The 18,257-nt window shown below is 51.4% G+C and carries 16 protein-coding genes and 1 tRNA gene; 9 read left to right on the top strand and 8 right to left on the bottom strand.

The genetic code is table 11. The features are described from left to right. Positions 1 to 2: 2 nt before the first annotated feature. Positions 3 to 1,487 carry a DNA repair protein RadA gene (radA, locus tag P4D80_RS02610; RefSeq protein WP_421657296.1) on the bottom strand — a complete coding sequence of 495 codons (1,485 nt, stop codon included), beginning with the start codon at positions 1,485 to 1,487 and terminating at the stop codon, positions 3 to 5. A 221-nt stretch (positions 1,488 to 1,708) separates the two neighbouring features. Between radA and rpaB the strand changes: the two genes are divergently transcribed. From rpaB to ftsH3, 5 genes are all read left to right on the top strand, one after another. Then, positions 1,709 to 2,446, top strand: coding sequence for a response regulator transcription factor RpaB (gene rpaB, locus P4D80_RS02605; RefSeq protein WP_421657294.1), 738 nt, complete (start codon positions 1,709 to 1,711; stop codon positions 2,444 to 2,446). Positions 2,447 to 2,538: 92 nt separating this feature from the next. Continuing rightward, complete coding sequence (locus P4D80_RS02600; protein WP_421657293.1) at positions 2,539 to 3,720, top strand: cysteine desulfurase family protein; 1,182 nt, start codon at positions 2,539 to 2,541, stop codon at positions 3,718 to 3,720. Positions 3,721 to 3,884: 164 nt separating this feature from the next. Continuing rightward, complete coding sequence (locus P4D80_RS02595; protein ID WP_421657292.1) at positions 3,885 to 5,123, top strand: efflux RND transporter periplasmic adaptor subunit; 1,239 nt, start codon at positions 3,885 to 3,887, stop codon at positions 5,121 to 5,123. A gap of 313 nt (positions 5,124 to 5,436) precedes the next feature. Continuing rightward, on the top strand, positions 5,437 to 6,612 hold the full coding sequence (locus P4D80_RS02590) for an ABC transporter permease (RefSeq protein WP_421657291.1): 1,176 nt from the start codon (positions 5,437 to 5,439) through the stop codon (positions 6,610 to 6,612). 256 nt (positions 6,613 to 6,868) lie between these two features. Continuing rightward, the gene (ftsH3, locus tag P4D80_RS02585) at positions 6,869 to 8,710 is read left to right on the top strand and encodes an ATP-dependent zinc metalloprotease FtsH3 (protein WP_421657290.1); all 1,842 of its coding nucleotides are present in this window, start codon (positions 6,869 to 6,871) and stop codon (positions 8,708 to 8,710) included. A 312-nt stretch (positions 8,711 to 9,022) separates the two neighbouring features. On the opposite strand, the gene P4D80_RS02580 is transcribed toward ftsH3, so the two are convergent. Further along, positions 9,023 to 9,259, bottom strand: coding sequence for a hypothetical protein (locus P4D80_RS02580; RefSeq protein WP_421657288.1), 237 nt, complete (start codon positions 9,257 to 9,259; stop codon positions 9,023 to 9,025). Positions 9,260 to 9,442: 183 nt separating this feature from the next. On the opposite strand from P4D80_RS02580, the gene P4D80_RS02575 reads away from it, so the two are divergent. Continuing rightward, positions 9,443 to 9,964, top strand: a complete 522-nt coding sequence (locus tag P4D80_RS02575) for a hypothetical protein (protein ID WP_421657287.1) — start codon at positions 9,443 to 9,445, stop codon at positions 9,962 to 9,964. A 364-nt stretch (positions 9,965 to 10,328) separates the two neighbouring features. On the opposite strand, the gene P4D80_RS02570 is transcribed toward P4D80_RS02575, so the two are convergent. After that, positions 10,329 to 11,690, bottom strand: a complete 1,362-nt coding sequence (locus P4D80_RS02570; RefSeq protein ID WP_421657286.1) for an efflux RND transporter periplasmic adaptor subunit — start codon at positions 11,688 to 11,690, stop codon at positions 10,329 to 10,331. Between the two features lie 64 nt (positions 11,691 to 11,754). Then, the gene (locus P4D80_RS02565) at positions 11,755 to 12,543 is read right to left on the bottom strand and encodes a metal-binding protein (protein WP_421657285.1); all 789 of its coding nucleotides are present in this window, start codon (positions 12,541 to 12,543) and stop codon (positions 11,755 to 11,757) included. Between the two features lie 150 nt (positions 12,544 to 12,693). On the opposite strand from P4D80_RS02565, the gene P4D80_RS02560 reads away from it, so the two are divergent. Next, positions 12,694 to 12,765: transfer RNA gene (locus tag P4D80_RS02560), tRNA-Val, on the top strand. Beyond that, entirely contained in the window at positions 12,765 to 14,186 is a 1,422-nt protein-coding gene (locus P4D80_RS02555) for an MFS transporter (RefSeq protein ID WP_421657284.1), read from the top strand. Before P4D80_RS02560 ends, P4D80_RS02555 begins: the two co-directional genes overlap by 1 nt. Positions 14,187 to 14,358: 172 nt before the next feature. Here the strand turns inward: P4D80_RS02555 and P4D80_RS02550 are convergent, their stop codons facing one another. Together P4D80_RS02550 and P4D80_RS02545 are read right to left on the bottom strand one after the other, a co-directional pair. Next, a complete protein-coding gene (locus tag P4D80_RS02550; protein WP_421657283.1) occupies positions 14,359 to 14,889 on the bottom strand; it encodes a class I SAM-dependent methyltransferase in 531 nt (176 codons plus the stop codon). Beyond that, complete coding sequence (locus P4D80_RS02545) at positions 14,801 to 15,505, bottom strand: YidH family protein (protein WP_421657282.1); 705 nt, start codon at positions 15,503 to 15,505, stop codon at positions 14,801 to 14,803. The genes P4D80_RS02550 and P4D80_RS02545 overlap by 89 nt, the downstream gene beginning before the upstream one ends. A gap of 164 nt (positions 15,506 to 15,669) precedes the next feature. On the opposite strand from P4D80_RS02545, the gene P4D80_RS02540 reads away from it, so the two are divergent. Beyond that, positions 15,670 to 15,948 (top strand): hypothetical protein, encoded by a 279-nt coding sequence (locus tag P4D80_RS02540; protein WP_421657281.1) that lies wholly within the window; start codon positions 15,670 to 15,672, stop codon positions 15,946 to 15,948. Positions 15,949 to 15,950: 2 nt separating this feature from the next. Here the strand turns inward: P4D80_RS02540 and P4D80_RS02535 are convergent, their stop codons facing one another. Both P4D80_RS02535 and P4D80_RS02530 read right to left on the bottom strand, forming a co-directional pair. Further along, entirely contained in the window at positions 15,951 to 16,202 is a 252-nt protein-coding gene (locus tag P4D80_RS02535) for a hypothetical protein (RefSeq protein ID WP_421657280.1), read from the bottom strand. A gap of 388 nt (positions 16,203 to 16,590) precedes the next feature. Next, positions 16,591 to 17,967 (bottom strand): GH1 family beta-glucosidase, encoded by a 1,377-nt coding sequence (locus P4D80_RS02530; RefSeq protein ID WP_421657279.1) that lies wholly within the window; start codon positions 17,965 to 17,967, stop codon positions 16,591 to 16,593. Positions 17,968 to 18,257 lie beyond the last annotated feature (290 nt).

The following is an 18,257-nucleotide window of genomic DNA, read 5'->3' as shown; positions in this document are numbered from 1 at the left end:
CATCAAACTTCTCCCGATCCTGATTCTTCAGTTTCCTGTTGTCTGCGCCCGGCCAGGGCGATCGCGATCGCGTCCACCACTCTAGAGACCTCCGTAATCTCCATTCCCAGGTCTGGAACCGATTGCCCTTTTGGAATAATGGCTTGCTTGAAACCCAGTTTGGCTGCTTCCTTAAGCCGCAATTCCATCTGAGAAACGGGACGTACCTGCCCACCCAGACCGACCTCCCCGATCAGTACCGTGTGTGGGTCAACGACGCGATCGCGGAAACTGGCAACTATAGCAACAGCGACGCCCAAATCTGCCGCAGGTTCCCCAACATTTAGCCCACCTGAGGAGGCGACATAGGCATCTAGCTTGGAGAGGGGAATACCCACACGCTTTTCCAGGACAGCCAAAATTTGTAACAGGCGATTATATTCAATACCTGTTGTGGAGCGGCGTGGAGAACTATAGCTGGTGGGGCTGACCAGAGCTTGCAACTCAACCACAATCGGGCGGGTCCCCTCACAGGCAACAATCGTCGCACTACCAGGCGAATATTCTTCCGGGTTGCCTAAAAACAGTTCTGAAGGGTTCAGTACTTCCTGTAAGCCCTGATCTGCCATCTCAAACACACCAATCTCATGGGTTGCCCCAAACCGATTCTTGACCGATCGCAGGAGGCGGTGGCTGGCAAAGCGATCGCCTTCGAAATAGAGCACTGTATCCACCAGATGTTCAAGGACTTTGGGACCGGCGATCGCCCCCTCCTTCGTCACATGCCCCACAATAAACAGCGTAATATTCTGCCGTTTTGCCATCTGCATCAACACAGAAGTACATTCCCGCACCTGCGCTACCGACCCCGGAGCTGACGAAAGCGCACTGAAATAGAGAGCCTGAATACTGTCAATCACAGTGACATGAGGTTTTAATGACTCCAGTTCTGCCAGGATGACATCTAGATCGGTTTCGGGAAGCAAGTACAGGTTAACAGGAGTGGGGGTAGGGGGTGGGGAATGGGGAGTAGGGGTGTTTGCTCCAACTCCTAGCCTTTGGGCTCTCAGTTTCACCTGCTGGACTGACTCTTCCGCACAGACATAGAGGGTTCGATACTGAAGAGACAGGGAATTGGCCATTTGCAACAATAGCGTAGATTTACCGATGCCAGGGTCACCACCAATGAGTACGAGGGAACCAGGAACAATTCCGCCTCCCAACACGCGATCCAACTCGCTGTAGCCGGAAGGGAAGCGAGTTTGGGGATGATCTACGACCTGATTGAAGGTGAGGGATGCTTTGGGTTGAGGAGGAAGTTGGAGTTGGAACTTGCTTCGGCTACGAGATGCTGCGGCGACCGAGGCACGGGCAGTCATTGGAGTTGCAGGAGTTAACACCTGCTCTTCCAGGGTATTCCAGGAACCGCAGGCAGGACATTTTCCAAAGTATTGGGAGGACTCTGCGCCACATTGATTACAAACATAGTGCGATCGAGTTTTAGGCATTTATTCTGATCAGAACCTTGACGTTCTTATGGTTGAGGAAAAAAGTCGTGCCAACAAATCTTAAGAAAGCAGGAAATTGCGATCTCCCAAATCTTAAGAAAGTTTGAAACGCAACCAGGATAGGAATTTTAAGGCTTTGAATCTGTATAAATAAAGTATTATCTTTAATGATAAGGTACAGAAATTAATCATTCAAAAATTACTTAGGGAGCCTGATCAAATTGGAAAATCACAAGGAAAAAATACTTGTCGTTGATGACGAAGCAAGTATTCGCCGAATTCTTGAAACTCGTCTGTCAATGATTGGTTATGACGTAGTGACCGCGGCTGATGGTGAAGAAGCCCTCGACACGTTTCGCAATGCCGATCCTGATCTGGTGGTTTTGGATGTAATGATGCCAAAGCTTGACGGTTATGGAGTTTGTCAGGAACTACGAAAAGAATCTGATGTTCCCATTATCATGCTAACGGCGTTAGGGGATGTGGCAGACCGGATTACGGGTCTAGAGTTGGGGGCAGATGATTATGTGGTTAAACCGTTCTCGCCTAAGGAACTGGAGGCTCGCATTCGCTCTGTTCTACGCCGAGTAGAAAAGACGGGAACCTCTGGCATTCCTAGTTCTGGTGTTATCCATATCAATAACATCCGGATTGATACGAATAAGCGTCAGGTCTACAAAGGGGATGAGCGGATTCGGTTGACCGGCATGGAATTTAGCTTACTGGAATTGTTGGTTAGTCGTTCTGGTGAGGCATTTTCTCGCTCTGAGATTCTTCAAGAAGTTTGGGGTTATACACCAGAGCGTCATGTGGATACTCGTGTGGTAGATGTTCACATTTCTCGTTTGCGAGCCAAGTTAGAAGACGACCCCAGCAACCCAGAGCTGATACTGACTGCTCGTGGGACTGGCTATTTATTCCAGCGAATCATTGAACCGGGCGAAAACGAAAAGGTTTAGTGGTTTGCCATCGGTTTGCGTTCCTTCCAGCATTTTTTTGACAGGTCGGCTGCTGATGGTCGGGGGGTACTATCCTGGAAGAGAGAACGTTTATGCCCGATGCCATGCAGATTTACCTGGATTACAGCGCTACTACTCCGGTTCGTCCAGAAGCGATCGCAGCGATGCAGGAGGTCCTGACTGCCCAGTGGGGCAATCCCTCCAGTCTGCACGCCTGGGGGCAGCGGTCAGCCACGGTTGTCGAGCGAGCACGCGTTCAGGTTGCCCGACTGATTAACGCCCCAGAGGAGTCGATTATCTTTACAGCGGGTGGCACCGAAGCAGACAACCTGGCTATTACGGGTGTAGCACGTTTGTTCGATCGCCCGCAACACCTGATTATTTCTAGTGTCGAGCATTCGGCGATTGCAGAACCAGCTCGCTGGTTAGAGCAACTGGGCTGGCAGGTGACTCGTTTACCTGTGGACTCTATGGGGCGGGTATGTCCTCGTGACCTGCGAGCAGCATTACAGCCCAATACAGCTCTGGTTTCTGTAATCTATGGTCAGAGCGAGGTCGGAACGATGCAGCCAGTTGAGTCTCTCGCTGCGATCGCCCGTGCGCATGGGACCCTGTTCCATACCGATGCAGTACAGGTCGTCGGACGGTTGCCCGTTGATGTGCAACAGTTTCCCGTCGATTTGCTCTCCCTCTCCAGTCACAAGATGTATGGTCCTCAGGGGGCAGGGGCGCTCTACATCCGTCCAGGCGTTCAGATTGCCCCCATTCTGGGGGGAGGTGGGCAGGAGTCTAAGCTGCGGTCGGGAACTCAGGCGGTTCCTGTGATTGCAGGATTTGGGGTGGCGGCAGAGTTGGCCGCCCAGGAGATGGCTACCGAGACTTCCCGTCTGGTTCAACTGCGCGATCGCCTGTTCGATTTGTTGTCAGACGTGCCTGGATTAGTGCCAACCGGCGATCGTGTCCATCGCCTCCCACACCATGTCAGCTTCTGCCTCCAGCATGCTGATGGAGAAACCCTAACGGGTAAAACATTTGTGCGCCAGATGAACCTGGCGGGAATTGGCATCAGTGCTGGTTCTGCCTGTCACAGTGGCAAGGTCACTCCCAGTCCAATTCTGCTGGCGATGGGGTACGGCGATCGCGTCGCCAAATCCGGCATTCGCCTCACCCTGGGACGTGACACCAGCGAAGCCGATATTGATTGGACGGCGATGGTTTTGAAGCAAGTCTTAGAACGTTTGGCTCCAAAACCTATCATTCTCACCGGGGTTTAGATGGCAAGCATGGCAGATGGTCACTGGAATACAGTACGTCTTTCTCCCTACTATTTGTCCCAATTTCATCTAGAGATGAGCACTTGTTGAAGATTTCTCTACCTTGACGGGCAGACTTTTGGCTGGGCTATACTGCGGATGACCTGACTGAGCATAAACCCCCTATGCTTGAGCTTTCGAGCGTGAAGAAGCTCAAACCCAGTATTCAATGGTTTCTACTTCCCGGTATTTTGACGCTAATTGGCACCTCAGGAGCCGCCCTTTATTTCTGGATTGTGAACCGACCGGCTGATCCGGTTCCGGTGTCGCTGGTCACAGTTGAGGAAGGCAATGTCGAAAGCACAGTAAACGAGAGCGGTATCGTTGAACTGCGCGGGCAGAAAACACTCAAATCCCCCACAGAAGGAGCCGTCGAAAATGTGCTGGTGAAACCAGGTCAGCGAGTGCGGACGGGGCAGATTTTATTGACATTGCGTTATCCAGAGCGACAGACTGCACTGGCAAACCAGCAACTGCTGATTCGCCAGCAAGAGTTGACGCTGGAGCAGAACCGCCAGCGCGTTCAGGATGCAAAGGAGAAGCTGGCCATTGAAGAACGCAAGCTAAAGAATCTGGTGGATTTGGTTTCTCAGGGGGCGATTACTCAGCAACTATTCCAGGATCAGGAAGACCGGGTCCGTACAGCGCGAATTACTCTACGAGAGGCTGAGTCAACAGTTGCAATGTCTAAATTTGAGCTGGAGCGAACGCAACTGGAACGCCAGAGAATTCTGCAACAACTCCAAAACAGTGTCATCGTCTCCCCCATTGATGCGATCGTGCTGGATGTCAAAGTCAAAGATGGGGATGGTGTCGAACTCCGTACTGAATTGCTAACCCTGGGCGACCCCAACCAGGAATATGTTCAAACCCGGCTATCTACATTAGATGCTAAACGGGTACGGCTGAATCAGCTTGCCAGAATCAGCATTTTGGGTCCAAACCCGGAAATGTTTACTGGAAGAGTTCGGAGTATTTATCCCCAGGCAGTTTACCCGGAACAGCCCAAACAGGGAACGAACCGCTTATCGGAGCAGGCGACTGTTCCCGCTGTGATCAAACTAGACAAGCCGACCCGCAAACTGCTTCCAGGTTCCCAGGTGAATGTGGAAATTGTGTTAGCACAGGGGAAAAATGTCGTTACCCTCAACCCTGAAGCCATCCAGCGCTCTCAAGAAGAAACCTTTGTTTGGGTTCGTGACAGCAACAACAAAGCCCAAAAGCGCCAGATAGCGACCGGAATAGAGGGCCTGTTAGAGGTTGAAATCACCTCCGGTTTACGCCCTGGCGAACAGGTAATCCTTCCACCCGCAGAGCCCACCCTCCAGCCAGGAATGTTTGTGACGATTGAGAGGAGGCTTTAGGTAATTGTTTAATCGTTGGTTGTTATAGCGGTAGTCATTATGGTTAGGACGGGGTGCAGGGGTGGAACCCCTGGCTGGGGGCGAAGCCCCCACTCCCTCTCTAATTCCAATGTCCTAACGCACCTGCGTAGAGCTATAGTTGCTAGACGAGGTGAGGGGTGAGGGTGTCGATGGGGCGATGGGGCGATGAGTAGATGGCTAAAGGGGTTACTCATTCATCATCTACCCTCCCACTCATCCACTCATCCACCCTCCCACTCCATTACTCCATCACTCCCCAACTCACCCACCTTTCTACCCTCCTACCTCTCCCATGGGTTTAAGCATTTCCGATCTCCTCGCCACGACTTATCAGTCTCTTCGAAGCAATCTGCTGCGATCGGGACTGACGACGCTCAGTATGTTTATGGGGGTGGCAACGGTGACGGCAACGATGCATGTCAAAAGTATCAGCGAGGCCATGATCGCAGCAGAACTGGCAAAACGGGACGCTCCTCAGGTAGGGATTGGGGTTTCGTGGAGCCCCCGCCGCGATCGCATGCCTCTGAAATTGGAAGAAATGGACGTTTTGCGGCAACGGCTTAATGGTTTGCGAGCGATTACCGCTGTCAATTGGATGGGCATCGTGCCGGTCATCTTTCAAGGTGAAGAAGCGGATCCCTCGATAATTGCCATATCCAAAGACTTTTTCGTGACCGATGGCCAGCAGCTTCTAAAGGGTCGCTTCTTCACAGAGGCTGACTACCAGTCCTACCATCGTGTCGCCGTTATTGATCAGTTTTTGGTGGACCGGTTGTTTAAGGGCAAGAATCCCTTAGGGCAGCGAATTTATCTTAGAGGGAAACTATTTGTAGTAGTCGGAGTTGTGCCGACCAAGGAAAGTAGCAACAGCGAACCACGAGGGCTGGTATACATTCCATTGGCAATCTATAGTGCTATGACTGGAGATCGGACCCTCGATGCCATTCAGGTCAGTCCATACCATATCAGAAACCTGGAAAAACTGGGTAAACAAGCCGAGAAGCTACTGAAGCGACCGGGCAGACAATTGTGGAACTTTAACAACGCTGAGGACATTCTGGAGCAGCAAAAAACGCTGGATATGGCGGCTCGGGCATTGACTATCGTTGCAGTTATCTCTTTGCTCATTGGTGGTGTTGGAATTGCCAACGTGATGATTGGGTCTGTTACAGAACGAATTCCCGAAATTGGTTTACGACGAGCCATTGGCGCCACCAAACCGGATGTGATGCTGCAATTCATTCTGGAGGCAGCAATCCTGAGCCTGATTGGAGGCACATCTGCTTTGGGCACCGTGCATGGGCTGACCGTTCTAGCCGCAGACACATTCAAGCTGCCCTATCAATTTGAAGTCAGTACAGCAGCGATCGCCCTTGGCTCAGCCCTCATTGTTGGTGTTGGCGCAGGGCTACCCCCTGCCCTACACGCCAGCCATATTGACCCAGTTAAGGCACTACGTTCAGAGTAGGAGCTAAGAGAAAGAGAAGGGGGCAGAGGGGCAGGGGAGCAGAGGGGGCAGAAGTGAAGGAGTGAAGCGATAAAAAGGTAAGGGTAAAGGAGAGCAACTCAAAACTCTCTACCTCCTCTCCCCTTTGCCTGTCGCCCTTCGCTTTCACCAGAACTCAAAAATTCGCTATTTCTGAGAGTATGTTAAGTTAAGTTAAGACTGTTAGAATCATTAGAATAGAAGAAATCTCCGCACCTTGAGAAGGAGGACAGCCCCGGTGAATAAGCGGTGGAGAAATGTTGGACTTTATACGCTGCTGGCGATCGTTGTAGTTTCGCTAGCAACCGCGTTTTTTGATAAACAACCCCAAAGAGGGGAAACCTTGCGCTATAGCGAGTTTATAACGCAAGTTCAGGAAGGAAAGATTGAAAAGGTTCAGATCAGCGCTGACCGAAGTGTGGCGCGAGTTCGGAACCCAAACGGGAATACCTATTCAATCGTTAACCTGCCCAGTGACCCGGATTTGATTAACATCCTGACTGCAAACAAAGTGGATATCTCCGTTTTGCCCCAGTCAGATGATGGAATTCTCCTTAAGGCTCTGAGTAGTCTTCTCTTCCCGGTTCTGCTTCTGGTTGGCTTGTTCTTTCTGCTGCGACGAGCCCAAAACGGCCCCGGCAGTCAAGCGATGAACTTTGGCAAATCCAGAGCCAGAGTCCAGATGGAGCCACAAACTCAAGTGACTTTTGGAGATGTTGCAGGTATTGACCAGGCAAAGCTCGAGCTCAGCGAAGTGGTGGATTTCTTAAAAAATGCAGACCGCTTCACCGCTGTGGGTGCCAAGATTCCCAAAGGGGTGCTACTGGTGGGTCCTCCGGGAACGGGTAAAACTCTGCTGGCTCGTGCTGTGGCTGGTGAAGCAGGGGTGCCTTTTTTCTCCATTTCTGGCTCTGAGTTTGTAGAAATGTTTGTTGGGGTGGGTGCTTCCCGTGTACGTGACCTGTTTGAGCAGGCGAAGGCCAATGCACCCTGCATCGTATTCATTGATGAAATTGATGCGGTTGGTCGTCAGCGGGGCGCTGGTTTGGGCGGTGGTAACGATGAGCGTGAACAGACCCTGAACCAGTTGCTGACCGAGATGGATGGGTTTGAGGGCAATACTGGAATCATCATTATTGCGGCCACCAACCGTCCAGATGTCTTGGATGCAGCACTACTTCGCCCTGGTCGCTTTGACCGTCAGGTAGTAGTTGACCGTCCTGACTATGCGGGTCGGCTTGAGATTCTAAACGTCCATGCCCGTGGTAAAACCCTGGCAAAGGATGTGGATTTAGAGAAGATTGCCCGTCGGACACCTGGCTTTACAGGGGCTGACCTGTCAAATCTGCTGAATGAAGCAGCGATTTTGGCGGCTCGTCGCAACCTGACTGAAATCTCGATGGATGAGGTCAATGATGCGATTGATCGCGTCCTTGCTGGTCCTGAGAAGAAAGATCGGGTGATGAGCGAGAAGCGTAAAGAGCTGGTTGCCTATCACGAAGCCGGGCATGCCCTGGTTGGAGCCCTAATGCCAGATTATGACCCGGTTCAAAAGATCAGTATCATTCCTCGCGGGCGTGCTGGAGGTCTGACCTGGTTCACTCCCAGTGAAGACCGGATGGATTCTGGGTTGTATTCTCGTTCCTACCTGCAAAACCAGATGGCAGTTGCCCTGGGTGGTCGCATTGCTGAAGAAATCATCTTTGGTGAAGAGGAAGTGACGACAGGTGCTTCTAATGACCTGCAACAGGTTGCTCGTGTTGCTCGCCAGATGGTGACTCGATTTGGGATGAGCGATCGCCTCGGCCCTGTTGCGTTGGGCCGTCAGCAGGGCAATATGTTTCTGGGCCGCGACATTGCCGCTGAACGGGATTTCTCTGAAGAAACGGCAGCCGCAATTGATGACGAGGTTCGTAACCTGGTTGAGCAGGCCTACCGTCGTGCTAAGGCTGTACTAACCAGCAACCGTCATGTTCTGGATCAGTTAGCTGCAATGTTGATTGAGAAAGAGACGGTTGATGCAGAGGAACTGCAAGAACTGTTAGCCAACAACGATGTCAAAGTCGCTGCCATTGCTTAATTTAAGTCTCTTGGTAGCCCTGCGCATTCTGGTTAGGATAAGGGGTTGGGGGGCAATGCTCCCACAGCAGGGGTTTCACCCCTGCACCACCCCATCACAATCTAAGTGTTTTATGACAGTCGGATAGCGAATTCGTTGCGGATGAGGTTGACCTAGACTAACCGGGGGACTTTCCGCATGATTGAGGATTTGGAGCAGGAGTGCCAATAAGCATTGAGACTTGTGCAAAGGCATTGGCAACTCGATTGGATAAGAGGTGAGGGGCAGATTTTTGCCAGGGCAGTGGAGTATTTTGCTTAATGTAGAACCGTATCAGCTTTGCCTGGGGTGGAGCACTGTCCTGCGCTGCCTCATACAAACTTGACCACCGACGACGAAAAATCGTGAGAGCCAGAATTCCGCAAACGATGAGACGCCTGGATTGACAATACTGCGTCCATGACAGCAGCCTGCGGCTTCACCCACATAAATCGAGGCAACAAAGCTGTGAGGGTGTCCGGGTTGATAATCAATTGTGATTTTTCCAGCATGACAATCACTAATAGCCACTAATAGCCTGGTTGGTTTGCTCCACATCAACCCCAGGCAGTCACCAGCGATTCCTAACCAGGACGAAACAACGCACTACCCGCCTTTTGCCCAATATAACTTTTGCCGAAATCAAAATATTCTCCCTACAAACCAACTGAAAGATTGTTATCACTAAAGTATTGAATGCAGGTGGCAAGGGTAATGTGGGGAAAAGATATCAACGCTCCAAGACGAATTGGCTTGCTGGTAGCACTGGGCGGTTCAGGAATCATTCTGGCGTGTTTTGTCCTGGTCACCCATCGCTGGTTTTCAACCACCCCTTCCGCAGATGAGCTTTTAGGGGAAACACCAGCAGCACCGGCTGAATCACCAAAACCCCCGACTGCCGTACCCCCAGCGGCTGTTTCCCCTTCTCCTACTGTTTCAGCTAAATCAAAAATTGACAGTTCTGCGATCGCCAGTCCTCCTTCAACTTCTGGCGTCGCTTCAACCAACGCAGCCAGTACCAACCGTCAAGGAATTTTACGAATTAGCAATCCCACCGAATATCCCATCAGAGTAGTGTTACTGGCAAAACGCTCTCAAGCTACTCCTCCATCCGCCGCTGAAAAGTCCTCCACCTATGAGCTTCCTGCCCATTGGGATTTTGCTCCGCAAGAAGGGAGCACAAAGGGGCTGGTAGTATCGTTGCCAAACCGAAACCTCAGGGTGAAAAAAAGGTGATATTCTGATTGCCTTTGCTCAGGATGGTTCCCGTCGCTACTGGGGGCCCTACGTGGTGGGAGAGACAGAATTTCCAACCTGGAATCCCAAGGGAGGAGAGTGGTTACTGGTCTTACCACCCTGAGGAAGGTATAGCAGGGGAGCAGAATATCCGTGATGCGATAGGGCGAAGTTAGGTTTTTATAGCAATACTCCTTTTATAGGAATACTCCTATAGATCAGGACGGGGTGCAGGGGTGGAACCCCTGGCTGGGGGCGCAGCCCCCCACTCCCTCTCTAATTCCAACGTCCTAACGCACTTGCGTAAAGCTATCTGGCGGTGTCTCCTGAGACAACCAGCGAATCTCAGTAATTTGGCAGACCACTACTGCTCTGATAAGATACTCAACTTAACCGTTTCACCGTCCTTGAGGGGTTTGCTGCTACGAGCGACGAAGCGTTCACCTGGCTTTAAGCCGGATAAAATTTCGACTCTTCCATCAGCTTGTTTGCCTAATTTCACCGATCGCGCCTGAACTGTCGGCTGTTTTCCTGCACCAGTGATGACAAACAGCATGCCTTCTGTTCGCGGTGTCTTTTCCTGTCTTCTAGAACCAGGGACTGCCGCCAAATTTGGCATCGCTTGCTTGGGCGATCGCTCCTCCTGGAGTGCTGTTACAGGAACCACAACGTTTAAGACATTGCGTGGCTTAAAACTGAGCCGAGCCAGCAAGCCACTTCCTACCTTGCCTGCGGGGTTGGCGATTGTGACTTCAATTGGCACCAGGCGAGAGGTGGGGTCGGCGGCTGGAGAAATGCGTGTGATCGTTCCAACCAACTTTTCTCTGGGAAAAGCATCCAGCCTGACCTGAGCGGGTGCGCCAAGGCGAAGGTTCCCCAAATCCAGTTCCGATACTTGAACAGTGACTTTGGCTTTGCTAAAGTCGCCCAGTTTCAGCAATTCACTGCCAGGCTGCACCAGGTTACCAATTTCGGTCGTGCGGGCAATGACCAAACCGTTAATGGGGGATCGGACAATGGTGAAAGAGCGACGCTGCTGAGCCTGGGTGACCAGTGCCCGTTGGGCAAGAACCCGCCGTTCTGCAGCCACGATCGCTTCCTGCTGATTGCGTACCTGCTCCTGGGACGATCGCAAAACCTGGGCAGCCGTCCTTGCTTCTGTTTCAGCCTGTTCTGCCTGTTGTCGGCTAGAAGCTCCATCCTGGGCCAGTTGGGTCAGCCGATTAGCATCTGCTTCTGCCTGTTGCAACTGAAGTTTTGCCTGCTCTACACGGGTCTTTGCCTCACTCACCTGGGATTTCAAGCGAGAAACCTCTGACTGGCGGGCGGCGAGTTCTGCTTCGGCGTTAGCAACCGTTGCTCGCAACAAAGCATCATCAATCTGAGCCAGTACTTGGCCTTGCTGGACGCGATCACCCACATCCACATTCAACCGCAGCACCTGCCCTTCAATTTGAGCCCGTAGGGAAACTTCGCGCAGGGGGCGGGTGGTGCCTGTGTATTCCCTTAACTCATCAAGGGACGCCGTTTTCGCGATCGCCCCATCTACTGTGGTTGCTCCCTGGCTGCGGGCAGAACCAGGTGGTTGGGGATCGGCAGTTCCCCTGAGTGAGCTACAACCCGCAATGGCCAGCAATAGAAATACCCAACTGGGCAACAAAATGAAATGAGCTCTCGCTTTCAGCGACGCAGATAGGCTTAGTTTGGAAGGCTTAAAAGGGGGCATGGGATGATCTTCAGAATCAGGGAACACTTACATCCGTTTGCAAACCGGAGTCTACAAAGCAGTATCATGGCCTCCGCTGCCGAACAAATGGAGGAAGTTGGGGGACTTTTTTAAGGTGGGGAGGAGAAGGGGGAGATTGCGCCGATGAGGATAGGGGTTTTTCTTGAAAATAGTTCTGAATTCGAGAGGAGACAGTTTTGATGAAACGATTGGGGGGTGGAGTCTCTAATTTTGGCGGCTTCAGGTTAAACGATGCCTGGAACGATTCAGGTGGGCGATCGCGAAAATAGGTCGTTTTTGAGCGAGGATCTGCCTGCTTGGCAAAATGGCGCTTGTAAACCGATTCACCCCAATCACAGAAGGAATGGCTCAGTGCTCCCAGTTCCAGCCCAATTCCCAGCGCAAGACTCTCAGCGGGATATTTTTGCAGGAGTTGTCCAATCGATATAGTACTGACTTCCAGCCAATGGTAAGCAGAGCGCTGCCACTGGTCAGTGAAACCCAGCCACTGAGCAGCGATCGCACCCAGCAAGATGGTGATTAGCCCAAATGCCCCCACCCAACTCAGCAGATACAGTATCCGCACCACCGTTCCCACTAAAGGACCGTGGGACAGAATCGAACGATGGCGCATTCCCTGGCGATAGGGTAGCCAGATCCAGCGGAGGGGACCCCAACGGCAGTACTGTCGCGAATAGATATCCAGATCCGGACCAAACATGAGACCGCTAAACAAAAAACCACCCGATACCATCAGGGTCAGATTACTACTCTGAGTGCGCTCAAAGGTTAACCCAGCAACCAGTGGCAGGCTCCAGAGGGTAATGCTGTCGTGGGTTCGACCAGAGGGCATAGGTGGCGGGGTGCAGGGGTGGATGGGTAGATGGGTGGATGGGTAGATGAAGTTGGAGAAGGCTGCCTTAATTCTCTCAGGATCGTAGCAGGAGTGCAGAAGACCTGTTACAATAGGTGCTTGTGTCAGATAACCAATCTGAATCTTTACGGGCGATTAACTCAGCGGTAGAGTATCTGCCTTACAAGCAGAGAGTCACTAGTTCGAATCTAGTATCGCCCATGATTCCACCCCAATCCTTCGAACAACGGCTGGATGAATCCAAAGTCACCCATGTGATGTGGTTGCTGTGGGTGTTGTCTGCTGGATTGATTGCCCTGGATGGCTTCGACTTTTTCATCATTGGCATTGCCATACCCTTTCTTCAGCAGGATTTTGGCCTTAGTTCTACGGAAATTGGGGCAGTGGCGGTGGCAGCCGTGGCTGGATCGCTTGTAGGGGCGTTGACACTCGGTCCCATTACGGACAAAGTAGGACGGCAACTCATGCTGGTTGTTGATATTGCCATCTTTGTTATTGCCACGGCAGGAACGGCGCTTGCCTGGGATGCCACTTCTTTGATTGGGTTTCGGTTTCTCGTCGGAGTAGGCATTGGTGCAGACTATCCCATCAGTGTGGCTTACGTAACCGAGAATGTCCCTTCTCGATCGCGCGGACAGATGGTCATTGGAGCCTTTGCGTTCCAGGCCGTGGGTGCGCTTCTGGGTGCAGTGACCGGGCTGATTGTGATTGGTGTATTCCAGGCACTCTCTCCCAATTCGACTCAACTGATGATTCAGTATGCGTGGCGCTGGATGCTGGGAGTTGGGCTGGTGCTGGCGATCGCCGTTGGCATTTTGCGTTTCAGCTTTTTGCTGGAAAGCCCCCGCTACTACATTGCCAGAGGAGATTATGAAGCGGCATCGAAGGCGGCATCTATGTTGCTGGGCGAACCGATTCACCTCAGTGCTGAAACCGATCCACCCGAACGGGAACCCAGCTTACCCTACAGCGCCCTATTCTCATCTCGCTATCGCCGCAGCACTGCGCTCACTTCCATTCCCTGGTTTTTGCAGGACATTGCAACCTACGGAATTGGAATTTTCACTCCCACCATTATTGGCGTGCTGGCATTTTCCAGTGAAGAGAATTTCATTACTAAAGAAATAGCCTCAGCAGCAGGTTCTGCCTTTGTTGATTTGTTTCTGATTGCCGGTTTTCTGATTGCGCTTGGATTGATTGAGCGAGTTGGGCGCATCCGCTTACAAGTCGCTGGCTTCCTGGGAATGGCGGCGGGTCTTGTGATTCTGGCTGTATCTGACCTGTTGCCAGTGGAGAAAGGACTGGCGATCGCTCTGGTTTTTATCGGCTTTTTCATTTTCAACCTGATGATGAACGCCGGTCCCAACTCGACCACTTTTCTCTTATCTGGAGAAGTGTTTCCAACCTCCATTCGAGCCAGCGGTGCTGGGTTTGCAGCGGCTGTGGCCAAAGCAGGGGCGGTGCTGGGCACATTTTCACTCCCCCTGTTGCAACGGTCCATCGGCGTTCCTGCCCTACTGTTGCTACTTGCTCTCATTTGTGTGGTGGCAGCGGTAATGACCTATCTGTTTCGAGTTGAAACGATGGGGCGATCGCTGGAAGAAGTCAGCGTGGATGGATGATAGGTGATATGACGATCCTTTTTGAATTTGAACGGGGTGCAGAGGTTCCCCCCTGCGTGGAAGCTTCACCCCCTTTTTCACAAACGATTTGTGAACGCTACAGGTGGTAGGTCGGTGGCAAGATAGCCACCACTGTTAACCACTCAAAAATGAGTATGATTGGACACCCTTCTTACTGGGAATGGGCCTTTTTTATGGCAACCCCTTTGGAGAGGTAACCGACGATTTTGGGAAAATTGTCTGCGTAAAATTGCTCTATTCTGACGGAATCAAACTGATTTTCAATTAACTGACGAATGTTTCGGTTGAGGTGGCAGCCATCGGCAATCACTTTTTGAATCGGGGTCAAACGATTCTGCCACACCTGAATTTTAGGGTCATTGCTCAATCCATGTTCAACGAAAAAGAATTGACCACCCGGTTTGAGTACCCGGTAAATTTCCTTCAAAGCCTGCTCCACGTTGGCAATGCTGCATAGCGTCCAGGTGCTGACGACGCTATCAAAGGAATGATCTGGCATTGGCAAATGTTCACTATTGAGTACCCGGTGGTCTACTGCGATCGCCGATGCCTGAATTCGCTTCTGCGCCAGCGAACGCATTCCAGGGTTGACATCAACGGTGGTAATTTTTTTGACGGAGTTGGGGTAGTAAGCCAGATTTAGTCCAGTGCCAAAGCCAATTTCCAGAACGTCGCCGGACACCCCTGCCAGAATTTCTGTGCGGTATTGCGCCATCTCTGGACCAGCCATTGCCCAGTCCAGCAGGTAAGGAAGAATTTTTTGTGCGTAGAATCCCATTTAAATTATTTCTGGAAAAAGCAGGGTTTGGAGCAGTTGGTAATTGAGGTACTTTGTTGCGCCATAACAGCAGCGGAATGCTCAAGATTCCCAATACTATGACAACTGCCGTCATGATCCAGATTACAAGACGATTTGCCTGGTAGTCTCCCCGTTCGATCTGCCAAAACACCTGGTTATAACGCCAGGCTGCAATCGCAATCACCCCAATCCCAAACACCACCAGGCTGACACCCAACGTTTCAGAGTTGAAAAAAGGATGGGTGGTCGATTCCTGCTGAGTTAGGCTGAGGTGAAGTTGCTGGAGAAAGATACCAAAACGGGCGATCGCAACCCCAAAACCAATGAGTGAAATCGATGTCCGCAACCAGGCCAGAAAGGTGCGCTCATTGGCCTGATGCTCCCGTTGGCGATCAATCTTTGGTTCCTTAGTCATAAGGGGAGGCAGAGTAAGTGAGGGGAGAAGCGTGAGGTGTGGAATGCCAGAAACCATCAGGAATGCCTGAGGTTCAGGAACCATTTCCGTAAAATCCTGGTCATTCAAGATACCGAACATTCCCATCTACCTGAGAGTGCTGCGAGGTCATTTGCAAAGCGGAAACCAGACTTCAAAGCATCCTGTTGAAACAGCGGCTAGAGTCACCCAAATCTGTTGTGACCACAGGGAACCAGGCATTCTCAATTATGAACATACAAGCCATGCAGCCCGGAAATCTCCGTGAAACGGATGCCAAAACGATGGAAATTCTCTCCAGCCCGGCTCCTACTGCAACCCCAACCCCCATTCAACCAAAACCAACCGCAAGGGTATCTGTAGAAATTCCCGCAGATCCAGGATTTAACCCCTTTGATCCCAATTGGGTCAAGTTGTGGGAACACGTTGGCCCCATTAGCTACCTTGTGCTGCTCTGCCTGCTTGTCTGGCTGTTAACCCGACTTGTGGAAGTCGTCAAGGGAAAATAATTTCAGAGTTGGTTTGTTGTATCGGGGGCGATAACCACTCCCAAATCCTGTTCACTTTCCAGAGGTTTAACCAGGTCATCAAAGCCGCGGAACTCTACTCCAATGGAATCGCAGGCTTGCTTCAGTGCCTGCTGAAACTCTTCTAAGCTGTGCCCATAGCCGCATCGCTCAGCCGCAACTTGAACGCCAAAGGTTCCGTTTGCTCTAGCACAATCAATCAGTTCTGCACCTTGAAGGGGGGTTGGTGTTGTCATAAAGAGGCTTCCTTAGCAGAGGTTAGTTTGAGTTGTTATACTAATGTTTTATGAAGCTGTACATTATCCCCCCCCGGCTGTCACCGTCTCCTTACCAAGGGGGACTACAGAGGGTTCTGATTCTACGCCTCCTCATATTAAATTAGTATTAGTTTTTAGTTGTTAGGTAGGTGCGGGGTGGATGGGTGATAGGGTGATGGGATGATAGGGTAATTGCTCTTTACATCCATCACTCCAGCACTCCCTTACTCCAACAACCCTTTCCCCTTACTGCTCTTACAGGCTGCGGTCGTTTCTGTTAATCCTAGTACAAAACGCCAGTTGCCTACTCCTTTAGGAGGTATAGAATGGCTAGAATCCTGGCTTCTGGCTCCTGACTTCTCACTCCTTATACCACTCGATTTTGCCGGATACACTCCTGATACCAACGGAAACTGGCTTTGGGGATGCGCTGTTGGGTGGCATAGTCGGTGTAGAGGATACCAAAGCGGCGATCGTACCCCCAGGACCATTCAAAGTTATCTAGCAAGCTCCAGAGGAAGTATCCTCGCACTGGATAGCCTTCATCCACAGCCCGATGAACAGCTTTCAGGTATTGCCGCAGAAACAAAATTCGCTCTAGATCGATGATTTCTCCTTGATTGCCTACGGTATCTGGTGCGGCACAACCATTTTCAGTGATGATGAGTGGCAAATCTGGTTTGTTCAGAGTTTCACTCACGTGACGAGCAGCCCAGTACAGGGCTTCGGGTAGCATCCAGAGCCAGGGCATGTGCAAGCGTGGATAGTTTTCACGGAAGTCGAGAAATTCGTAGCCGCGATCGCCCTCGCCTGCCCGCACATAGACCCCACTATAAATGTTGAGTCCCAGCCAGTCCAGCGGTTGATGAATCACCTCCAGATCCCCGTCTTGAATATCGGGAGCATCCGCACCTAACTGTTCCAGCATGGCCGGGCTATAGGCTCCAGTCAGCACTGGAAAAATAATTCCACCGTTGGAACCGCAGGTGTGAAATGCCCTTTGAGCCGCTACGATATTTTCAGATGATTCACTCACTGGAACTGTTACTGAGAAGTTGTCTACCAGGGCAACCTGGCAGGGACCTGGTGAAGCTGCCCGAATTGCCTGACAACCCATTCCATGCGCCAGAATAGCGTGGTGGGATGTTTGCCAGACCTCTTTGGGAGTGCGAACAGTGGTGCCAGGGGCGTGGAACGGAATCTCCTTAACGGCATAGCCCATGTGGGTGAAGCAGGGGATTTCATTGATCGTCATCCAGTTGGTAATGCGATCTCCCAATCGACTCACGGTTGCCGTTACATAATCGGCATAGTCCTTTGCCATTTCTCGACTACGCCAGGAACCATAGCGGTTTTCCAGAGCCTGGGGACTATCCCAATGAAACAGGGTGGCGTAGGGTGTAATCCCGTGATTATGCAGGCAATCGACTAATCGTTTGTAGAAATCCACCCCTGCTTCATTGACCATTCCCCGCCCATCGGGAATAATGCGAGGCCAGGCGATACTGAAGCGATAGTACTTAATGCCCAGGTCTGCCATCCACTTTACATCGGTTTCGTAAAGATGATAGTGGTCACAGGCGATCGCCCCAGTCTTGCCATCGCGGGTACGACCAGGGGTAGCACTAAAGGTATCCCATACACTGGGTTGGCGTCCATCTTCTGCTGTCGCCCCTTCAATCTGGTAGGAAGCAGTAGCTGTGCCCCACATAAAACCTTCGGGAAATTGATAGCTGGTAGTCATCGAATACTATCCTTTAACACGGATGGCTGCCCATTGTTCCGCTTTTGTTTCAGGTGAAGGCAGTTGTTTAGCCATCAAGCAAACTCATGTCAACCTGCCTGTTATAGCTGTTGTCAGGTTGCTTAGAAACTGGGTTTAAGGGAGTGTGGAAGCTTCGCCCCCAGCTAGAGGTTCTACCCCTGTAACCCGTCTCAGATGGCTATACAAGCTACAACAGATTGAAGCAATAATGGGTGCGGAGGTGCCATTGTTACACCATTTGATGGGATTCTGTTTTTGATGGGATTCTG

The organism is Leptothermofonsia sp. ETS-13 (genome assembly GCF_049200465.1).
Taxonomy (GTDB): domain Bacteria; phylum Cyanobacteriota; class Cyanobacteriia; order Leptolyngbyales; family Leptolyngbyaceae; genus Leptothermofonsia.
Note: the sequence above shows the minus strand (reverse complement) of the source record. Positions and strands in the feature narration are given on the sequence as shown.